The sequence below is a fragment of the Roseovarius sp. MBR-154 genome, assembly GCF_053628595.1.
The window spans coordinates 1-15,761 of the sequence record NZ_JBRJGR010000041.1 but is presented as its reverse complement, the minus strand read 5'-3'; the positions used below and the strand labels follow the sequence as shown (position 1 = coordinate 15,761).

At 53.2% G+C, this 15,761-nt stretch carries 14 protein-coding genes and 2 pseudogenes; 13 read left to right on the top strand and 3 right to left on the bottom strand.

Translation table 11 applies throughout. The features are described 5' to 3' along the window. Positions 1-282 precede the first annotated feature (282 nt). Both ACSSV4_RS22485 and ACSSV4_RS22480 read left to right on the top strand, forming a co-directional pair. Positions 283-1,494 (top strand): IS256 family transposase, encoded by a 1,212-nt coding sequence (locus ACSSV4_RS22485; RefSeq protein ID WP_037239075.1) that lies wholly within the window; start codon positions 283-285, stop codon positions 1,492-1,494. A gap of 42 nt (positions 1,495-1,536) precedes the next feature. Further along, the gene (locus tag ACSSV4_RS22480) at positions 1,537-1,737 is read left to right on the top strand and encodes a hypothetical protein (protein WP_152477519.1); all 201 of its coding nucleotides are present in this window, start codon (positions 1,537-1,539) and stop codon (positions 1,735-1,737) included. A gap of 108 nt (positions 1,738-1,845) precedes the next feature. Here ACSSV4_RS22480 and ACSSV4_RS22475 read toward each other — a convergent pair whose 3' ends face one another. Continuing rightward, positions 1,846-2,100 carry a DUF6527 family protein gene (locus ACSSV4_RS22475; RefSeq protein WP_255331228.1) on the bottom strand — a complete coding sequence of 85 codons (255 nt, stop codon included), beginning with the start codon at positions 2,098-2,100 and terminating at the stop codon, positions 1,846-1,848. A 45-nt stretch (positions 2,101-2,145) separates the two neighbouring features. Between ACSSV4_RS22475 and ACSSV4_RS22470 the strand changes: the two are divergent. Then, a pseudogene (locus ACSSV4_RS22470) lies at positions 2,146-2,631 on the top strand (IS6 family transposase); the annotation flags it as partial. 283 nt (positions 2,632-2,914) lie between these two features. Here ACSSV4_RS22470 and ACSSV4_RS22465 read toward each other — a convergent pair. Next, positions 2,915-3,943 carry an IS110 family RNA-guided transposase gene (locus ACSSV4_RS22465; RefSeq protein WP_037239072.1) on the bottom strand — a complete coding sequence of 343 codons (1,029 nt, stop codon included), beginning with the start codon at positions 3,941-3,943 and terminating at the stop codon, positions 2,915-2,917. An 85-nt stretch (positions 3,944-4,028) separates the two neighbouring features. On the opposite strand from ACSSV4_RS22465, the pseudogene ACSSV4_RS22460 reads away from it, so the two are divergent. The 6 genes and pseudogenes from ACSSV4_RS22460 to ACSSV4_RS22435 form a co-directional block, all read left to right on the top strand. Then, positions 4,029-4,253 (top strand): annotated as a pseudogene (locus tag ACSSV4_RS22460) (IS6 family transposase); the annotation flags it as partial. A gap of 538 nt (positions 4,254-4,791) precedes the next feature. After that, a complete protein-coding gene (locus ACSSV4_RS22455; protein ID WP_037239070.1) occupies positions 4,792-6,234 on the top strand; it encodes an NAD-dependent succinate-semialdehyde dehydrogenase in 1,443 nt (480 codons plus the stop codon). Positions 6,235-6,292: 58 nt separating this feature from the next. After that, complete coding sequence (locus tag ACSSV4_RS22450; RefSeq protein ID WP_102106009.1) at positions 6,293-7,327, top strand: TRAP transporter substrate-binding protein; 1,035 nt, start codon at positions 6,293-6,295, stop codon at positions 7,325-7,327. Between the two features lie 84 nt (positions 7,328-7,411). Continuing rightward, positions 7,412-7,915: a TRAP transporter small permease subunit gene (locus ACSSV4_RS22445; protein WP_102106010.1), complete on the top strand. Its 504-nt coding sequence runs from the start codon at positions 7,412-7,414 to the stop codon at positions 7,913-7,915. Positions 7,916-7,944: 29 nt separating this feature from the next. Beyond that, positions 7,945-9,252: a TRAP transporter large permease gene (locus ACSSV4_RS22440; protein WP_051922079.1), complete on the top strand. Its 1,308-nt coding sequence runs from the start codon at positions 7,945-7,947 to the stop codon at positions 9,250-9,252. A 10-nt stretch (positions 9,253-9,262) separates the two neighbouring features. Then, positions 9,263-10,879 (top strand): GMC family oxidoreductase, encoded by a 1,617-nt coding sequence (locus tag ACSSV4_RS22435; RefSeq protein ID WP_037275501.1) that lies wholly within the window; start codon positions 9,263-9,265, stop codon positions 10,877-10,879. A 45-nt stretch (positions 10,880-10,924) separates the two neighbouring features. Here the strand turns inward: ACSSV4_RS22435 and ACSSV4_RS22430 are convergent, their stop codons facing one another. Further along, complete coding sequence (locus ACSSV4_RS22430) at positions 10,925-11,803, bottom strand: LysR substrate-binding domain-containing protein (protein ID WP_102106011.1); 879 nt, start codon at positions 11,801-11,803, stop codon at positions 10,925-10,927. Positions 11,804-11,943: 140 nt separating this feature from the next. Here ACSSV4_RS22430 and ACSSV4_RS22425 point away from each other — a divergent pair, with 140 nt between their 5' ends. The 4 genes from ACSSV4_RS22425 (at position 11,944) to ACSSV4_RS22410 (ending at position 15,666) form a co-directional block, all read left to right on the top strand. Then, complete coding sequence (locus ACSSV4_RS22425) at positions 11,944-13,551, top strand: FAD-binding oxidoreductase (RefSeq protein ID WP_037275503.1); 1,608 nt, start codon at positions 11,944-11,946, stop codon at positions 13,549-13,551. Further along, a complete protein-coding gene (locus ACSSV4_RS22420) occupies positions 13,548-14,765 on the top strand; it encodes a CaiB/BaiF CoA transferase family protein (protein ID WP_037275504.1) in 1,218 nt (405 codons plus the stop codon). The genes ACSSV4_RS22425 and ACSSV4_RS22420 overlap by 4 nt, the downstream gene beginning before the upstream one ends. Positions 14,766-14,818: 53 nt before the next feature. Further along, entirely contained in the window at positions 14,819-15,388 is a 570-nt protein-coding gene (locus ACSSV4_RS22415) for a gamma carbonic anhydrase family protein (protein ID WP_037275506.1), read from the top strand. Between the two features lie 161 nt (positions 15,389-15,549). Continuing rightward, complete coding sequence (locus ACSSV4_RS22410) at positions 15,550-15,666, top strand: IS1096 element passenger TnpR family protein (RefSeq protein WP_099911053.1); 117 nt, start codon at positions 15,550-15,552, stop codon at positions 15,664-15,666. The last annotated feature ends 95 nt before the right edge of the window (positions 15,667-15,761 follow it).

Genomic DNA, 15,761 nt, shown 5'->3' with positions numbered 1-15,761 from the left:
CGTCCCACGCATCGCCACCTCCTGCTGCCGCTGCCATGCCGGAAGTGAATCATGTTCTCATAACCGCGTCGAGGGCCGACTTTTTCAGCAGCCTGTTAATCATCCCAATAATCTGCGCCTCGGTAAAACGGCTCTTTCGCATATGTTTGCTCCTTCATGGTTGAGCAAACTCTACATTAAAGTGAGGGATCTCGCGGGGGGCAGGTCAGTCGCTTGGCGGCCATGGTTGTTCTTCGGTTAAGGTTTGGTTTGCGGACCCAACTTTGACCGAGGAGAACGACCATGACCAAGAACAGTCTGTCAGATACTGCCGCACTGCGTGCGCTTTTGTCGGAGTCATCTGACAGCAACCTGCTTGCCGAGATGCTCGGGTTCGTCGCCGACCGCCTCATGGCGCTGGATGTCGATCAGCTCTGCGGTGCCAGCGCGCACGAGCGAAGCAGCGACCGCATGAACCATCGCAACGGATACCGGTCCCGAGCTTGGGAGACGCGTGCAGGAAGGGTCGACGTAAAGATCCCAAAGCTGCGTAAAGGCAGCTACCTGCCCGAGTTCCTTGAGCCCCGCCGGGCGGCGGAGAAAGCCATGACGGCCGTCATTCAAGAGGCCTATGTTCAGGGCCTATCGACGCGCTCCGTGGATGATCTGGTCAAGGCGATGGGAATGACTGGCGTATCGAAGAGCCAGGTCTCGCGGCTCTGCGGCGAAATTGATGAACGCGTCGATGCATTCCTGAACCGCCCGCTGGAAGGCGAATGGCCCTATCTCTGGCTTGACGCGACTTACATCAAGGTCCGCCGCGGCGGTCGGATCGTCAGCGTCGCTGCCATAGTGGCCGTGGCGGTTAATCTGGATGGACGCCGCGAGGTTCTGGGCATCGCTGTCCAGCCCAGTGAGGCCGAGGTCTTCTGGGACGAGTTCTTGCGTTCTCTGGCCGATCGCGGACTGCGCGGCACCCGTCTAATCATCGCCGACGACCACAAGGGACTGAAAGCCGCCGCCGCAAAGGTGCTCGGTGCGACAGTCCAGCGCTGCCGCGTCCACTTTATGCGCAACGCACTTGCCTGCGTCGGCAAGAAGGACAAGCCCATCGTCACTGCGGCGCTCCGGACGGCCTTCGACCAAGACACGCTCACAGCTTCGAAAGAGCACTGGGCCAAGTTGCTCGACGCCTTCGAACCGCGGCATGCCAAGCTTGCAGAGCTGATGCGCCGTGCGGAGGATGACGTGCTGGCCTACAAGAGTTTCCCCCGCGAGCACTGGGTCAAGATTCACAGCACCAACCCGCTTGAACGCCTCAACAAAGAGATCAAGCGGCGGACCAACGTCGTCGGGATCTTTCCCAATGAAGCCGCAGTCACACGATTGGTCGGAGCACTGATGCTGGAGCAAAATGATGAATGGGCGATCACGCGGCGCTACATGACACTGGAAACCGTCGCCGCCATTTGCGACACTACCCCAATGGACCCGGCGACAATCGCCGCCCTGTAACTGCGGCCAAGCCAAGGCCGAAGAACAAAGTTACACCATTCCTTGGGACACTATCGCGTTCTTGAATTCAAGGGCTTTCGGCATGAGGATCTTATGAAGATGGCGGCCGAGGCAGGTGTCCCAGAAGCCGACCAAGAAGGCGTCGTCGCATACGTGGCTGAGCAACTCGCGGGCCTACATGAGGGCAACGTTATCCGCTATCGCCTCAAACCGAGCGATCTCGACGGCGTCACACTCCCTTGATCTGCTTCGGCAAGGGGTAGAAGATAAACCTTCGCCCCTGGTGTGCAAAGAACTTTGGCAGTTCGATAGAGCAAACGCTCAGAAACTGCAGCGTCCATGCCAGGGACCTTATTTGCGCTGGACAGCGTCTTTGCATGTTCTGCGAGGGCTGTCCTTGCACCAATCGATCCGCCCTTGCCGGATCCAGAAGTGACACCGACACTCGTTTGTCTGCCGGACCGAAGGCGAGATCGCCGGGCGTTTCAGCCAGTCTGATATGGCCGTCCACCTGGGTCTCCGGTTTTTGCTGAGGGACAGCTTAATGGTCTCGCCGCACCCGCAGGGGCAGCGGAAGCAGGCCCATTTGTCGACGCCATCGCGCAGGCTTTGTCAGGTTGCTGACGCCGCATCGGCGGGGTAGTTTTTGTCATGCTGAACACCAAAGATTTGTCCCGGATCAAAGGCTTCCGGTTTCCACGGAGCGTCATCGGGTACGCCGTTTGGGCCTACCACCGTTTCGCTCTGAGCCTGCGCGACGTCGAAGACCTGTTGGCTGAACGTGGGGTTACAGTGTCGTACGAAACGATCCGGGATTGGGTGAGCCGGTTCGGGCACCAGTTTGCCGCAAAGATCCGCCGTGACCGTTCAGCGCCGGCAGATAAATGGCATCTCGATGAAGTCGTTATCCAAATCAAGGGACGAAGCCACTGGCTTTGGCGGGCCGTCGACGCCAAGGGCGACGTGCTCGAAATCCTGATCCAGTCCCGACGCAACAAGGCCGCGGCCCGCCGATTTCTCCGCAAACTGATGAAACGTTGGGGCCAACCCCGTGTGCTGGTGACGGACAAGCTTCGCTCATATGGAACGGCTAAGCGAGAGCTCGTGCCCGGGCTGGGTCACTGGTCGCACAAGGGCTTCTGTGGTTGCCGTCCGTGATGCAAGAAGTTTTTCAAACCGTGTAAACTGAACTGGTGATCGAGTGCGAGCTTCTGTCAGGCCTTTGAACGCGGCGCTTTCAGAAGCCGCGGGCCGGGATGGTGATCTGCGGATCAGGTCCAGACCTAAACATCGAGCTTTGGTGCTCTTTCCCTTATCCTGGTTCTACCGATCCAGATCTGTTCGATCATTCTGCCCATTCAGGTCATTGACTTCTCACACCTCCTTCACCGACGTTGATCCATCCTGTGCTGCACCGTGTTCATGCAGCGACGGTCTGCGTCGGATCCCTATAATTTTCCTTCTTTGTTTGCATGGCCCATAGGGCGCGGGCCATCTTGTTGGCCAGCGCAACTGCGACCAGCATCTTGGGTTTGCGCGCGAGCATGCGTTCCAGCCAGGACCCTTTGGGAATGGATTTTCGGCCTAACCAACTCAAACGCGACATCGCACCGATGATCAGAAGCCTTCTGATGTCAGGCTGGCCCGCCTTCGACATGCGCCCCAGACGAGGCTTTCCTCCTGATGAATGTTGCCGCGGCACGAGACCGAGCCAGGCAGCAAAGTCGCGGCCTGAGTTGAATGTCTCCAGTGGTGGAGCAAAGGCCTCAATGGCGAGGGCGCTTAACGGACCAACGCCGGGCATCGTCTGAAGACGTTTGGCCGTATCTGTCTCGGTGGACAAAGCTTTGATCCGTTTCAACTTGGCGTCGATCCGTACAGTGATCTCTTCAATCAGCTCGAAAAGGTCTCGACACTCCTGGCGGACCAGGTCTGGAAGATCGCAATTCGGATCCTCCAGAATCTCATTCCCGCGGCTTAAGTTTCCGATGCCCTGCGGGATTGTATGCCCGAACTCGTAAAGGACTGATCGCAGACCATTTACCAGCTCGGTGCGTTGATTCACCAAACGCTCCCGGCTCCGGAACAGGATCGCGCGGGCCTGTTGGTTCTCGGACTTGGGCGGAACAAACCTCATCTCCGGCCGTTGCGCCGCGATGACGATAGCTTCCGCGTCGGTAGCATCGTTTTTCTGGCGCTTCACAAACGGTTTCACGTATTGCGGCGCGATCAGCTTCACCTCGTGGCCCAAGCGGGTCAACTCGCGAGCCCAGTAATTGGCACTGCCAGATGCCTCCATGACGAGGACGGCCGGCGGTTGCGCAGAAATAAACTCCCTAAACTGTGGACGGGACAGCTTCTTACGAAATTTCAGGTGTCCGGTCATGCTGGCTGCGTGAAGCTGAAAAACGTTCTTTGCCAGGTCCACGCCGATCATTGTATCTTTCATTTGCCGTCCTTTCCTTTTCGTGACGTTGAACACCACGATCCTGGCACAATTCGATGCCGTTTGGGGAGGACGGCAACCACCCCATCTGAACAACCGAAGCGAGGCCTCCCACCGGCATACACGAAGACGCGAGAAGATCATGGGTCGGTTTAAATCCCCGCGCCAAGCACAGCAGTTTCTATCTGTGCATGATCAGGCCACCAGTCTGTTTCGCCCGAAGCGCCACCGCCTGTCCGCAGAATCTTACCGCCACGCTAGGAACGACGCACTCTCGCTGTGGACCGGTTATTCCAACGAATTGACTGCGTGACCTTCGCCGTCACCAATAAACTCAGCCTGACATCAGCAACCTGACAAAGCCCTGCAACGCGAACGAGATGCGCCGGTGCTTCATCAAGCGCCGCGCGCGGCCTCTTACACCATCCGATGGGACACTGCCCTCGCAGTCATCAACACCATGTTTTATATAAGTAATACAAAGTTCAGGACAGCGAAATCAGCGCGCTACTTGGGGAATGCGGGACCAAGAGACTATCAGCGTAGGTAACATAAAGTTGCTCAAGGGTTAATATTTACTCGTTTGTCAGCTGCGAGAAGTAGTGAGAGCTTGCAAACTTAGTCAGCTTTTCGCTGTGATATGAAGTCATCAGTGAGTGGTCAAGATCGGACGAGGGCCATTTGAGACTGATGCTGTAATCGCCGAGCTGATTGGAAGTTGTATGGGAGCACACCTTTTAGACCAGTCCTATAGACCTACCATTCGATCAGATGGTCTAAGTTGGAGTGCAAAATATGCGTGAGAAAAATAAACTGTTGTTGAAGCGACCTCAATTGGGAATTTGTAAAATATGAGCTATTCAGAGGTTCAGCATTTTATTGGCGGCAAGTGGTGTCCGGGCGGCGAAGGTTTGGCCCTGGATGTTTTGAATCCCGCTACCGAACAAATGATAGGTAAAGTAGCTGTCGCAACTAAAAGTGATTTGGATGCCGCTCTGGAATCCGCGCAGCTTGGGTTTGAGGAGTGGGGGGCTATGTCAGCTTATACCCGCTCGAATATATTGCGAAATGCCGCGATTATTCTGCGTGAGCGCGCTGACATGATCGCCGGGATATTAACGCTAGAGCAAGGGAAGCCATTGGCGCAGGCCAAGGCCGAAGTTCTAGCCGGTGCCGAATTCATAGAATGGAGCGCTGAAGAGGCGCGCCGGACATACGGGTTGGTTATTCCTGCGCGCAATGCCGAAGTGCTTCAGCTCACGTTACGCGAGCCAGTCGGGCCAGTAGCGGCATTTGCGCCGTGGAATTTTCCCATCAATCAATGTGTGCGCAAGCTGGCAGCGGGTTTGGCGGCGGGTTGTTCCTTTGTGCTGAAGGGGCCGGAAGATACGCCCGGCTCACCTGCTGAACTTGTGCGTGCCTTTGTTGACGCAGGCGTGCCGGGGAATACAATCAATTTGGTTTATGGCGATCCACCAATGATTTCTGGCCATCTGATACCGCATCGTGTGATCCGTAAAATCAGCTTTACAGGATCGACACAGGTCGGGCGGCAAATTGGGGCTATGGCTGCAAGCCATATGAAACGCATGACGCTGGAGCTCGGAGGCCACGCACCCGTTATTGTTGCTGAAGATGCCGATATCGAGGCTGCTGTGAAATTCATGGTGCTTCAAAAGTTCCGGAACGGCGGACAGGTCTGCACGTCGCCTACGCGCTTCCTGGTTCAACAGAAGGTCTTCGATCGTTTTGTTGAAAAGTTTGTCAAACAATGCGCAGAGTTGGTCGTTGGCGATGGGCTTGATCCCGCAACAGAAATGGGGCCGCTTATCAATCGCAAGCGGGTCGATTCAGTTTCCGAGTTGGTGGATGAGGCAGTGTCACTAGGCGCCAAGCTTTGCACAGGTGGAAATCGTATCGCCAACAAAGGGTTCTTCTATGCACCAACAGTTCTCACAAATGTCCCGATTGCTGCGCGTATTATGAATGAAGAACCGTTTGGTCCAGTTGCTTTGATCAATCCATTCAACACTCTGGATGAAGCGCTGGAGGAAGCAAACCGTCTTGAATTCGGGCTAGCATCGTATGCTTTCGCCGGAAGTGCCGCGACAGTTGCAAAGCTGGGCAAGGGGATTGCGGCCGGTATGGTGAGCATCAATCATCTAGGATTGGCTTTGCCCGAGGTTCCCTTTGGTGGGATCGGAGATTCCGGAGTGGGTACAGAAGGCGGAGCGGAGGCCGTCGCCCAGTTTTTGGCAACAAAATTTGTCACTCAACAAACGATCGGAGGATAGGATCTGACGCGTTGTGCGTCATATCAAAATAAGACTAAAATCAAACAGGGAGAGAAAAATGAAAACCAAGTTGAAATCAATAGCGCTGTCAGCCTTTGCAGCTGCGTTGACTTTTGGCCCCTTACAGGCGTCAGCAGCCGATGTTGAATGGCGCATGCAGACTTACGCGAGCACGGGGATGTCAGAATACAACTCGCTCGTCGTAAACTTCGCCAATCGGGTCGAGAAAGCCTCTGCTGGGCGTATGAAAATCCAGGTCTTTCCAGCAGGGCAAGTGGTTGCTTCGCCAGAAGTAACAGAGGCTGTGCGCGCTGGTGCGCTAGATCTCGGCAACACTTTCTTACTCTATTACGCTGGTAAGGAACCTGCCTTGCAGGGGATTAACGAATGGCCCGCAGGTCTCTATGATCAGCAAGCCTTAGAATGGTTCTATTCCGGCGGCGGTAAAGAATTGCTTCGGCCAGTTGGTGAGCGGAACAACTTTTACTACCTAGGCGTTTCGACACTGCTTGGCGAAAACATCTGGTCCAACAAGAAGATTGAGTCTCTTGAAGATTTTAAAGGTCTCAAAATTCGCACTGCAGGTTTGACCGCTGAATCCCTTTCCAAATTTGGCGCTTCTCCGGTTAGCATGGCATCTGAAGACATCTATACCGGCATGCAACGCGGAACGATTGATGCGTTCGAATTTGTATCCACACCAGTTCATTACGGCTTTGGTTGGCATGAAGTTACCAAATATGTCATTAACCCAAAATTCACGATGGGCGGGTCTTCGGATTGGATTGTGAACCTGGATTCATGGAACGCATTGCCTGACGACCTGAAAGAGATTGTGGACAACTCTTTGCGGGCCGCAAGCGATGATTTCTTTGTGCAGTCACGTCTTGAAGAGGGCGAGATTGTGAAGAAGCTGGAGGAAGCGGGAGTTGAGTTTCTTACGTGGCCAGAGGGCGAGATCGAAAAATTCGAGAAAGCCCGTTATGAAGTCGTTCGCGAAAAGTATTCGCCCAACTCAGAAGACTTTCGTGTGATCCAGCAGTCGCGCATGGATTTTTTGACCAAGCTTGGCTACGCTGTCGAAGCGCCCTGAAACCTGAATATTATTGTCTGAACTAAGAAAAAGGGCCCGGGCAGTAATGCCCGTTCCCAACAATTAAAAAAGGGAGGCGGGAGCGTGCAGAAATTACTTTCATTAGTGGATGGAACATCAAAATACCTGTCGTATTTGGCGACACTTGCGCTGATCGCGGGGATGATAGCCGCATGTTACGAAGTTTTTGCGCGTTATGTACTGTCCCAACCTACGATATGGACGGGAGAACTTGTGCAGATCTTGTTCGGCTCCATTTTTCTACTATGTGCGGCTGACAACCTGCGCACGGGTGGACATGTTGCCATCGACTTTATCAATAGCCTTTTGTCGCGCCGGATGAATTTGATCCTTGCCGGAACTGTTAGTCTGGTTATCTGCATATACTCGGCTATCTTTCTTAAAGTTATTTGGAAGCGTGCCACTGACTCCATTTTGATGTTGGAGACTTCGAACACGCCCTGGGATCCACCTGTATGGCCTTTGTCGTTTCTCTTGATCGTGGCGGTCGGAACGATGTTCTTGCAGGCGTTAGCGTCGTTTATCCGAACCACACAGGGTAACGATCCCTCTCTACCACAAAAATAACTCTTATTGACTAAAAAGAGAAACCAATTATGGACCCTGCGCTCCTTACCGTTCTGCTTTTCCTATCGGTGATCATCGTGTTGTTTTTCAGCGTGCCAATTGCCTTTGGAGTTGGCATTGTCTCACTGGCTTTCGGCTATTTTGTCTGGGGTCCTGCTTCGATCTTTATTCTGGGCAGTCAAGTTTACTCGGGGATGCAGAATACCTCTTTGGTTTCATTGCCGTTCTTTATGTTCATGGCATCGATACTTGTTCGAAGTGGTATTGCCGACGACCTTTATAGCGCAATGTATTTGATAATCGGCAAAGTTCGAGGCGGGTTGGCTATCGGGACAATTTTCGTCTGCGCTGGAATCGGCTGCATGTCAGGCGTCAGCGCGGTTGGTGTGATTACTTCAACCAAGATAGCTTTGCCTGCGATGTTAAGCCGGAACTATGATGAGAAAATCGCGTTGGGTGTCATTATGGTTGGTGGGGCACTTGGCCAGCTTTTTCCTCCAAGCATTCTTGCAATCGTCTTTAGCGGGTTATCAGGCGTTTCAGTGGGTAAAATGTTTGCGGTAGGCTTATCGACCGGTGCCGTGATGGTATTCTTTCTCGTTGCCTATATAGTTGTTCGCTGCTGGTTGGATAAAAATCTGTGCCCTGCGGCTGATGACAGTATGATGGGACATATCGAACCAAAAGAACGTGTGCGTATCTATTTGCGGACTGTGCCATCCGTTTTGGTCGTTTTTGCAGTTTTGGGATCCTTGTTCGCAGGCATTGCCACACCGACAGAAGCGGCTGCGATCGGGGCCGCAGCAAGTATGATCATCGCATTGATTTTGGGCACCATCGATCTGAAGCGTATTTTTGAAGCGGCGGTCGAGGCCGCCAAGCAAACGACAATGGTGTTGTGGATTGCCCTCAATTCATTGCTTCTGGTCTCTGTTTATTCAGGTATTGGTGGTGATGAGGTTGTGCGTGCCTTGATAGATAGCTTGGGAGTTTCACCGGGGGTCGTGATTGGGGTTATGCTTGCCACAATCTTTGTATTGGGATTTTTCATCGACCCTATCGGTATTCTGTTTTTGGTCATGCCGGTGTTTTTGCCCGTACTGACTGCGCTTGATGTTAATCTAGTTTGGATCGGTGCCCTCGTCATTCTGGTTTTGGAAACTGCGTATCTGACGCCACCATTCGGATATAACATATTTTTCCTGAAGTCAGTAGCACCGCCGTCCATTAGTTTGCGAACAATTTACGCCGCAGCACCGGCTTTCGTTTTGATTCAACTGGTGACCGTCGCGGCGTGTTTTACGATGCCTGGAATTGTTCTTTGGATCATTTACTAGGAGACAACGAATGAAAGAAAGTGCAATTTACGATTATATAATCGTCGGCGCGGGCTCTTCCGGATGCGCTTTGGCGGAACGCCTAAGTCGAGATGCGACAGCACGTGTGGCACTGATCGAAGCGGGAAAGAGTGATAAATCCTTGCTCATCAGGATGCCTGCCGGGGTACGACTGCTCTATAATGGCGCGGCCTATAACTGGAAATTCTCGACCACGGCCCAGCCTGAGCTTGAGGCACGCAAAATTTATATACCGCGTGGCAAGGTGATCGGAGGATCGTCTTCCATCAATTCTATGATTGCTATCAAGGGTGCCCGTAGCGATTACGAAAAATGGGCGGCTGTTTCCTCTCCTGAGTGGGGGCCCGAAAACATGTATCGGGTTTTGCGTGAAATCGAAGATTGTAGCGCTCTACCCCTAGTGAGCCGTAACGGGCGCGGACAGGATGGGCCAATAAAGCTATCGCGGCGATTGACCGGCCATACCTTGTCCGAGGCCTATATTGAGGCTTGTGAGCAAGCGGGCATTGGGCAAAACGATGAAGGGTTCAACGGCGAAAATCAGGCGGGTGCTGGTTACTTTGATGTGAACATCGCGTATGGCAAACGCCATGGCGCGTCAATGTTCCTTAAGAAAGCGAGTGGTCGGAGCAACTTGACCGTTCTGTCCGGATTGCCAGTACGGCGGGTCCACCTAGAGAATGGTGCAGCTTGTGGTGTTGTAGTTAAAAAAGGCTCTGATGAAGTACTGCTCCGTGCCGATAGCGAAGTAATCTTAAGCGCGGGGTCAATTGGCACACCGCAGCTTTTGATGTTGTCCGGAATTGGGCCTTCGACGCATTTGCGCGAAACGGGGATAACCCCCATCATTGATGCTCCTGAGGTTGGTCAGAACCTGCGTGACCATCTGGATTGTTCAATACGTTGGGCGACGCAGGGCGTTGACACTTATACCAAATATTTTCGACCCTACGAGGGCCTTTGCCACAGCGCCCTAGCCGGCGCGCAATATCTTCTCAAAGGTACGGGAAGTGCTGCGACACAAGGGATTGAGGCGGGTGCCTTTTGGGGGACCGATCGTCCTGACCAAGCTGAATTTCAAACTCATCTTGTCTTGGCGTTAAAGTGGCCGCCGAAAGGAGAACAACATCCAAAGAACGGTTTTGCTTTGCGTGTTTGCCAGCTCAACCCACAAAGTGTTGGCGAAATCAGGCTAGCCTCCGCCGATCCGAATGATGCTCCGTTTATCGATCCGCGGTTTTTGTCCCATTCGAAGGATCTTGATATGCTGGCTGATGGCGTTACCCGTATGGTGGATGTCGTCGAAAGTGGAGCCATGCGGACATATCTAGATAAGGCGATTGATAAAGATGCATTAAGCACCGATCCCGAGGTGGTGCGTCGCTGGATCAGAAAAAACGCGGAAACCGTCTATCACCCCGTTGGCACATGTCGCATGGGTAACGATGATAGCTCTGTGGTTGATAGCGCCCTGCGGGTACGCGGCGTAGAAAACCTGCGTGTCGCGGATGCGTCGATCATGCCAACAATCCTGAGCGGAAATACCAATCTGAGCTGCATGGCTATTGGTTTGATTGCTGGCGAGACAATTCAGGCCAGTAGTTAACAGGAAGCTCCCCGGATTTTGACCGCTTACAACAGGTAGGGCACTCTAAATCTCCTGTTGTAGCCAAGACATGAAGGTAGGGAATAACGGATGGGTTTCAGTCGCTTTCGGTCGGATTACCGAAAAGGGGCAAACGATTGCTTTGTTATCACTGAATGCATGGGCAAGGCGGTTTGACGAGAATTCACGGTCCAGAAGGGCTTCGATTCCGATAGCTATTCCAAGCCCGCTCATGGCTGCTTCGTACATCATCGACGCGTTTTCAAACCATTGACCACGCTTTGTATCAACATGAATGCCATTTGCATTTGACCATCTTTCCCAATCTTTGGGCCGGGTTTCGCAATGTAAAAGTGCATTTTGCCAATCGGCAACATCGCTGATCAACGTATTAGGCGGGAGATAATCCGGCCGACATACCGGAACCAAATTCGTCTCAAACAACCGCGACGAAATATATCTTTGATCCTCTAAACTATCTGAAAGTATTGCAAGGTCGATGCCCTTCTGTTCGAAATGAATCTCATGACTAAGAGTGGTGACAATCCGAAGTTGCGCGTCTGGATGAGATTGCAAATACCGTGACCAGCGGGGGACTAGCCAGCTAACGATGAAGCTGGGGTAGGCGCATATAACAAGGGGTCGATCGGCATTTTTTCCGACCAGATTATGTGTGGCCAAACTAATTTCATCAAAGACGTCGGCTAGACTATCAGCGTAATTCCGTCCTTCGTGGGTTAAGGATATCTGTCGGTGCATCCGGTGAAAAAGGCTGCACCCCAAATAATCCTCAAGCGATTTAATCGAACGACTCACCGCTGCGGGCGTCACACTCAGCTCATTAGCAGCACTGACAAAACTTCCTGTTTGCGCTGCCATGACGAAAGTACGCAGTGCATTTAGTGGTGGTAATTTAGGATCCATCGACGCAACCTAAGGTAAGAAAAACTCAACCAAAGACTAAGAATAACTTAGTTGTAAGTCAATAAATTAAGTGAAATAGTAAATTCAGTGCAGCATTAATTGACAAATTGTATGTCAAAAAAATCCTTAAGGGGACAGCTATGACCGAGAGACGTAGAAAATTCTATGCTTGGGGCTTTGAGGATCAAAGCGCCACACCCGAAGAGATGAAGCCGGTACTGGATACTTGGCACCGTACCTTCGAGGTTGATGCATTCGACGTAAAGCCCGCACCAACGCTTGATACCATCGATATGCCAGAGAGCAGAATTACCCATTTTCCAGAGACAATCAAAGATATTTGCCGCACAGATCGGTATGAGCGTGCGTTGCATAGCTACGGTCGGTCATTTCTTGACAGCGCCAAGATGTTTCGCGGTGATTTCCGCAATGCCCCAGATGTGGTTGCTTATCCGCGTAATGAAGAGGATGTACGCGCGCTTATCGATTGGGCGGGTGACATTGGTGCGGCGGTTATTCCTTTTGGCGGCGGATCGAGTGTCGTCGGCGGTGTGAATCCTGAAATCAACGGAACCTATGCCGGTGTGGTGACCATCGACATGTGGTACTTGAACAAGATTTTGGAATTCGACCCAGTGTCGCGTTCTGCGCGTGTGCAGGCGGGGGTGTATGGACCCGACCTAGAAACACAGCTAAAAACCCATAACGCCACTTTGCGTCACTATCCCCAAAGCTTTGAGCTTTCGACTCTGGGCGGCTGGATCGCAACCAGGGCTGCCGGTCACTATGCGACACACGGCACCTACATCGACGATTATGTCGAAAATATCCGCATGGTTTCGCCAAGCGGCATCAGCGAAAGCCGCCGTTTGCCCGCCTCTGGCGCTGGTCCGTCACCCGACCGTTATGTGATGGGCACAGAAGGATCCGTTGGAATCATCACCGAAGCTTGGATCAGAGTCTTGTCCCGTATCAAGCACAAGGCAAGCAAGACAGTTACCTTCGCTGAATACGATCAGGGCGTCGAAGCTGTCCGTGCGATCTCACAATCTGGACTTTACCCAGCGAACTGCCGCCTCATCGATGCGCTTGAAGCTAAATTGACCGGAGCTTTCGATGGTAGCCGTCCCATCCTAGTCTTGGGATATGAAAGCTCACATTACCCGGTGGATCAGCTGATGGACTTAACTGTTGATCTGTGCCGAGAATTTGGGGGAACTCCAGTGGATGAGACAGAACAGGGACGCAACAGCGTGGCTGGTCAATGGCGCAATGCCTTCATTCGCGGCCCATATTATCGTGAGCATATGACTTCGCGCGGAATATGTCGTGAGACCTTTGAAACGGCTGTGTGCTGGAACAATTTCAAAGAACTGCACAGCTCGGTCATCGAGACAGTGAATGCAGCGATCAAGCGGGTGACCGGTCGGGCGGGCACCGTCACTTGTCGCTTTACCCACGTCTATCCCAATGGCCCCGCGCCGTACTTCACGTTCCATTGCCTTCCAGACCGTGAGCGAATGGGCGAGCAGTGTATGGAAATTAAAATCGCCGCCTATGATGCTGTGATGAAGGCAGGGGGCACGATCACCCACCACCATGCCGTTGGCAGACTGCACATGCCTTGGTATGAAAAACAGCGCCCGGCGCCAATCGGCGCTGCATTCACTGCGGCAAAGAAATCACTTGATCCCAAGTCAATTATGAACCCCGGGGTGATCATCTCTGAACAGAGGGGAAACCCATGACTTTGCCGCTTGACGGCCTGCGGGTTCTTGATCTCTCGCGCATTCTTGCAGGGCCAAGTTGCACGCAGACCTTGGGCGATTTGGGGGCGGATGTCGTCAAAATTGAAAGGCCAGGCATCGGTGATGACATTCGCGGATGGGGCCCACCCTTCCTGAAGGATCGGGATGGAAACGACACCCGCGAAAGTGCTTATTTCATGTCCACAAACCGTAACAAGCGGTCTTTGACAGTTGATATAGGATCAGACGATGGCCTTGAAATCATCCATGATCTTATCGATAAAAGCGATGTTCTGGTCGAGAATTTCAAGGTTGGTGATCTCAAGCGTCGTGGACTGGATTGGGGGTCGGTCCACGCACGCAACCCACGTCTTGTTTATTGCTCGATCACGGGTTTTGGACAGACTGGTCCCTATGCCGAGCGGCCCGGCTACGATTTCGTCGTTCAGGGCATGGGTGGCCTGATGAGCATTACCGGAGAGGCCGCGGGACAGCCTATGAAGGTAGGGGTGCCGATCTCGGACATCATGTCAGGGATGTATGCGGCAGTATCTATCTTGGCCGCGCTCCGTGAACGCGACCAAACCGGTGTCGGGCGGCACATTGACATTTCGTTGCTCGATTGTCAGGCTGCGTGGTTATACAATCAGGCGTCCAACTACCTTGTCGGTGGTGTTCATCCGGGGCGTTTGGGCAATGCCCATCCAAACATCGTTCCGTATGAGACCTTCGCCACCGCTGACGGCCACATAAATCTAGCCGTGGGTAACGATGGTCAGTACCGACGCCTTTGTCAGGCCATCGGACGGCCCAATCTGGCCGATGATCCGCGCTTTGTCACCAACACCCTTCGGCTAACCAATCGTGACGCCGCTTTGATCGAGATTCGTGCAGAATTGGCCAAAAAACCTTCAGCCCAATGGCTTACAGATTTGCAGGCGGCCGGGATACCTTGCGGACCGATCAACACCATCCCCGAAGTGTTCGACGACCCCCACATCCAGGCGCGGGGTATAGTTCAAGAGATTAACCACAGCGCTGCGCCAAATGTGAAAGCAAAGGTAATGCGCACACCGATCCGCATGGAAGGCCATGAGTTTGGTGTTCGCCTGCCGCCGCCAATGCTGGGCGAGCATACGGACGAAATCCTGTCCAAAATGCTTAACTATGACCCCAAAAAAATTACAGATCTGCGTGAGAAAGGCACTATATGAGTGGCGCTGCTGTACCTCTTCCCGGACTCCGGTACAGCGTAGGAGATGCAACAATGACCACACATTTATTCACTTTGGACAACATCGGCCCGCGTGGCCCCACCACGGGCGAAGCCTTCGTCGCGCCCACGGCTGTGCTAATCGGCGATGTGCAGATCGAGGCCGACGTTAGCATCTGGTTTGGTGCCATCCTGCGCGCCGACGATGCCACTATCTATTTGGGCACAGGGTCGAATGTTCAGGACAACTGCGTGCTGCATGTCGATCCCGGCTTCCCCATCCATATTGGTGTCAACTGCACCATCGGGCATCGCGCGATGATCCACGGCTGCACCATCGGTGACGGCACGTTGATAGGCATGGGCGCGACCATCCTCAATGGTGCCAAGATTGGCAAAAACTGCCTAATTGGCGCAGGCGCGCTGGTCACCGAAGGCAAAGAGATCCCCGACAACACTCTGGTCGTTGGAAGCCCTGGCCGCGCGGTTCGTAAGATCGATGCAGATGGTGTGGCTGATTTGGAAAAAGCTGCGGAACTTTATCGTCTCCGCTGGCGCCGCTTTGTTGGGGGGCTCCAATCCGCCACCCTGCCCGTCGGCATCACCACCTTGAAAGGTCTTTGATCTGGTTGCGAGGCTTGATCGGTCGCGCTGGCAGCAATCTTTTCCTCGACGGCAGCAATCTGCGCCTGGGTCTCGGCGATGGCGATGCTGCGGTATTCATAGAGAGTACAGCAAAGTGCGGGGCCGGTGCCGCGTGCGGCTATTGATGGCACGTTCAGGATATGGACACTGTCTGTAATATTGTTCAGCTGAAGGTTCGGCTTTTGGGGATCAGTCCGATGATCTGGCGTCGTGTGATGGTCCCGACAACAATTACCTTACGCGAGTTGCAGGGGTAGTGTGTGGATGTATATGGACCCCGCCTAATTGCAACGGTCTGTTTGGCTCTGGATCGAAAGTCGCGATTGCTGATGTATATCCGGCTTCTTAGGGC

Coding starts and splice junctions, on each gene's coding strand:
- ACSSV4_RS22450 (WP_102106009.1), top strand. CDS start 6,293: ATGAAAACCAAGTTGAAATCAATAGCGCTGTCAGCCTTTGCAGCTGCG.
- ACSSV4_RS22455 (WP_037239070.1), top strand. CDS start 4,792: ATGAGCTATTCAGAGGTTCAGCATTTTATTGGCGGCAAGTGGTGTCCG.
- ACSSV4_RS22435 (WP_037275501.1), top strand. CDS start 9,263: ATGAAAGAAAGTGCAATTTACGATTATATAATCGTCGGCGCGGGCTCT.
- ACSSV4_RS22410 (WP_099911053.1), top strand. CDS start 15,550: ATGGACACTGTCTGTAATATTGTTCAGCTGAAGGTTCGGCTTTTGGGG.
- ACSSV4_RS22440 (WP_051922079.1), top strand. CDS start 7,945: ATGGACCCTGCGCTCCTTACCGTTCTGCTTTTCCTATCGGTGATCATC.
- ACSSV4_RS22430 (WP_102106011.1), bottom strand. CDS start 11,803: ATGGATCCTAAATTACCACCACTAAATGCACTGCGTACTTTCGTCATG.
- ACSSV4_RS22415 (WP_037275506.1), top strand. CDS start 14,819: ATGACCACACATTTATTCACTTTGGACAACATCGGCCCGCGTGGCCCC.
- ACSSV4_RS22465 (WP_037239072.1), bottom strand. CDS start 3,943: ATGAAAGATACAATGATCGGCGTGGACCTGGCAAAGAACGTTTTTCAG.
- ACSSV4_RS22420 (WP_037275504.1), top strand. CDS start 13,548: ATGACTTTGCCGCTTGACGGCCTGCGGGTTCTTGATCTCTCGCGCATT.
- ACSSV4_RS22425 (WP_037275503.1), top strand. CDS start 11,944: ATGACCGAGAGACGTAGAAAATTCTATGCTTGGGGCTTTGAGGATCAA.
- ACSSV4_RS22485 (WP_037239075.1), top strand. CDS start 283: ATGACCAAGAACAGTCTGTCAGATACTGCCGCACTGCGTGCGCTTTTG.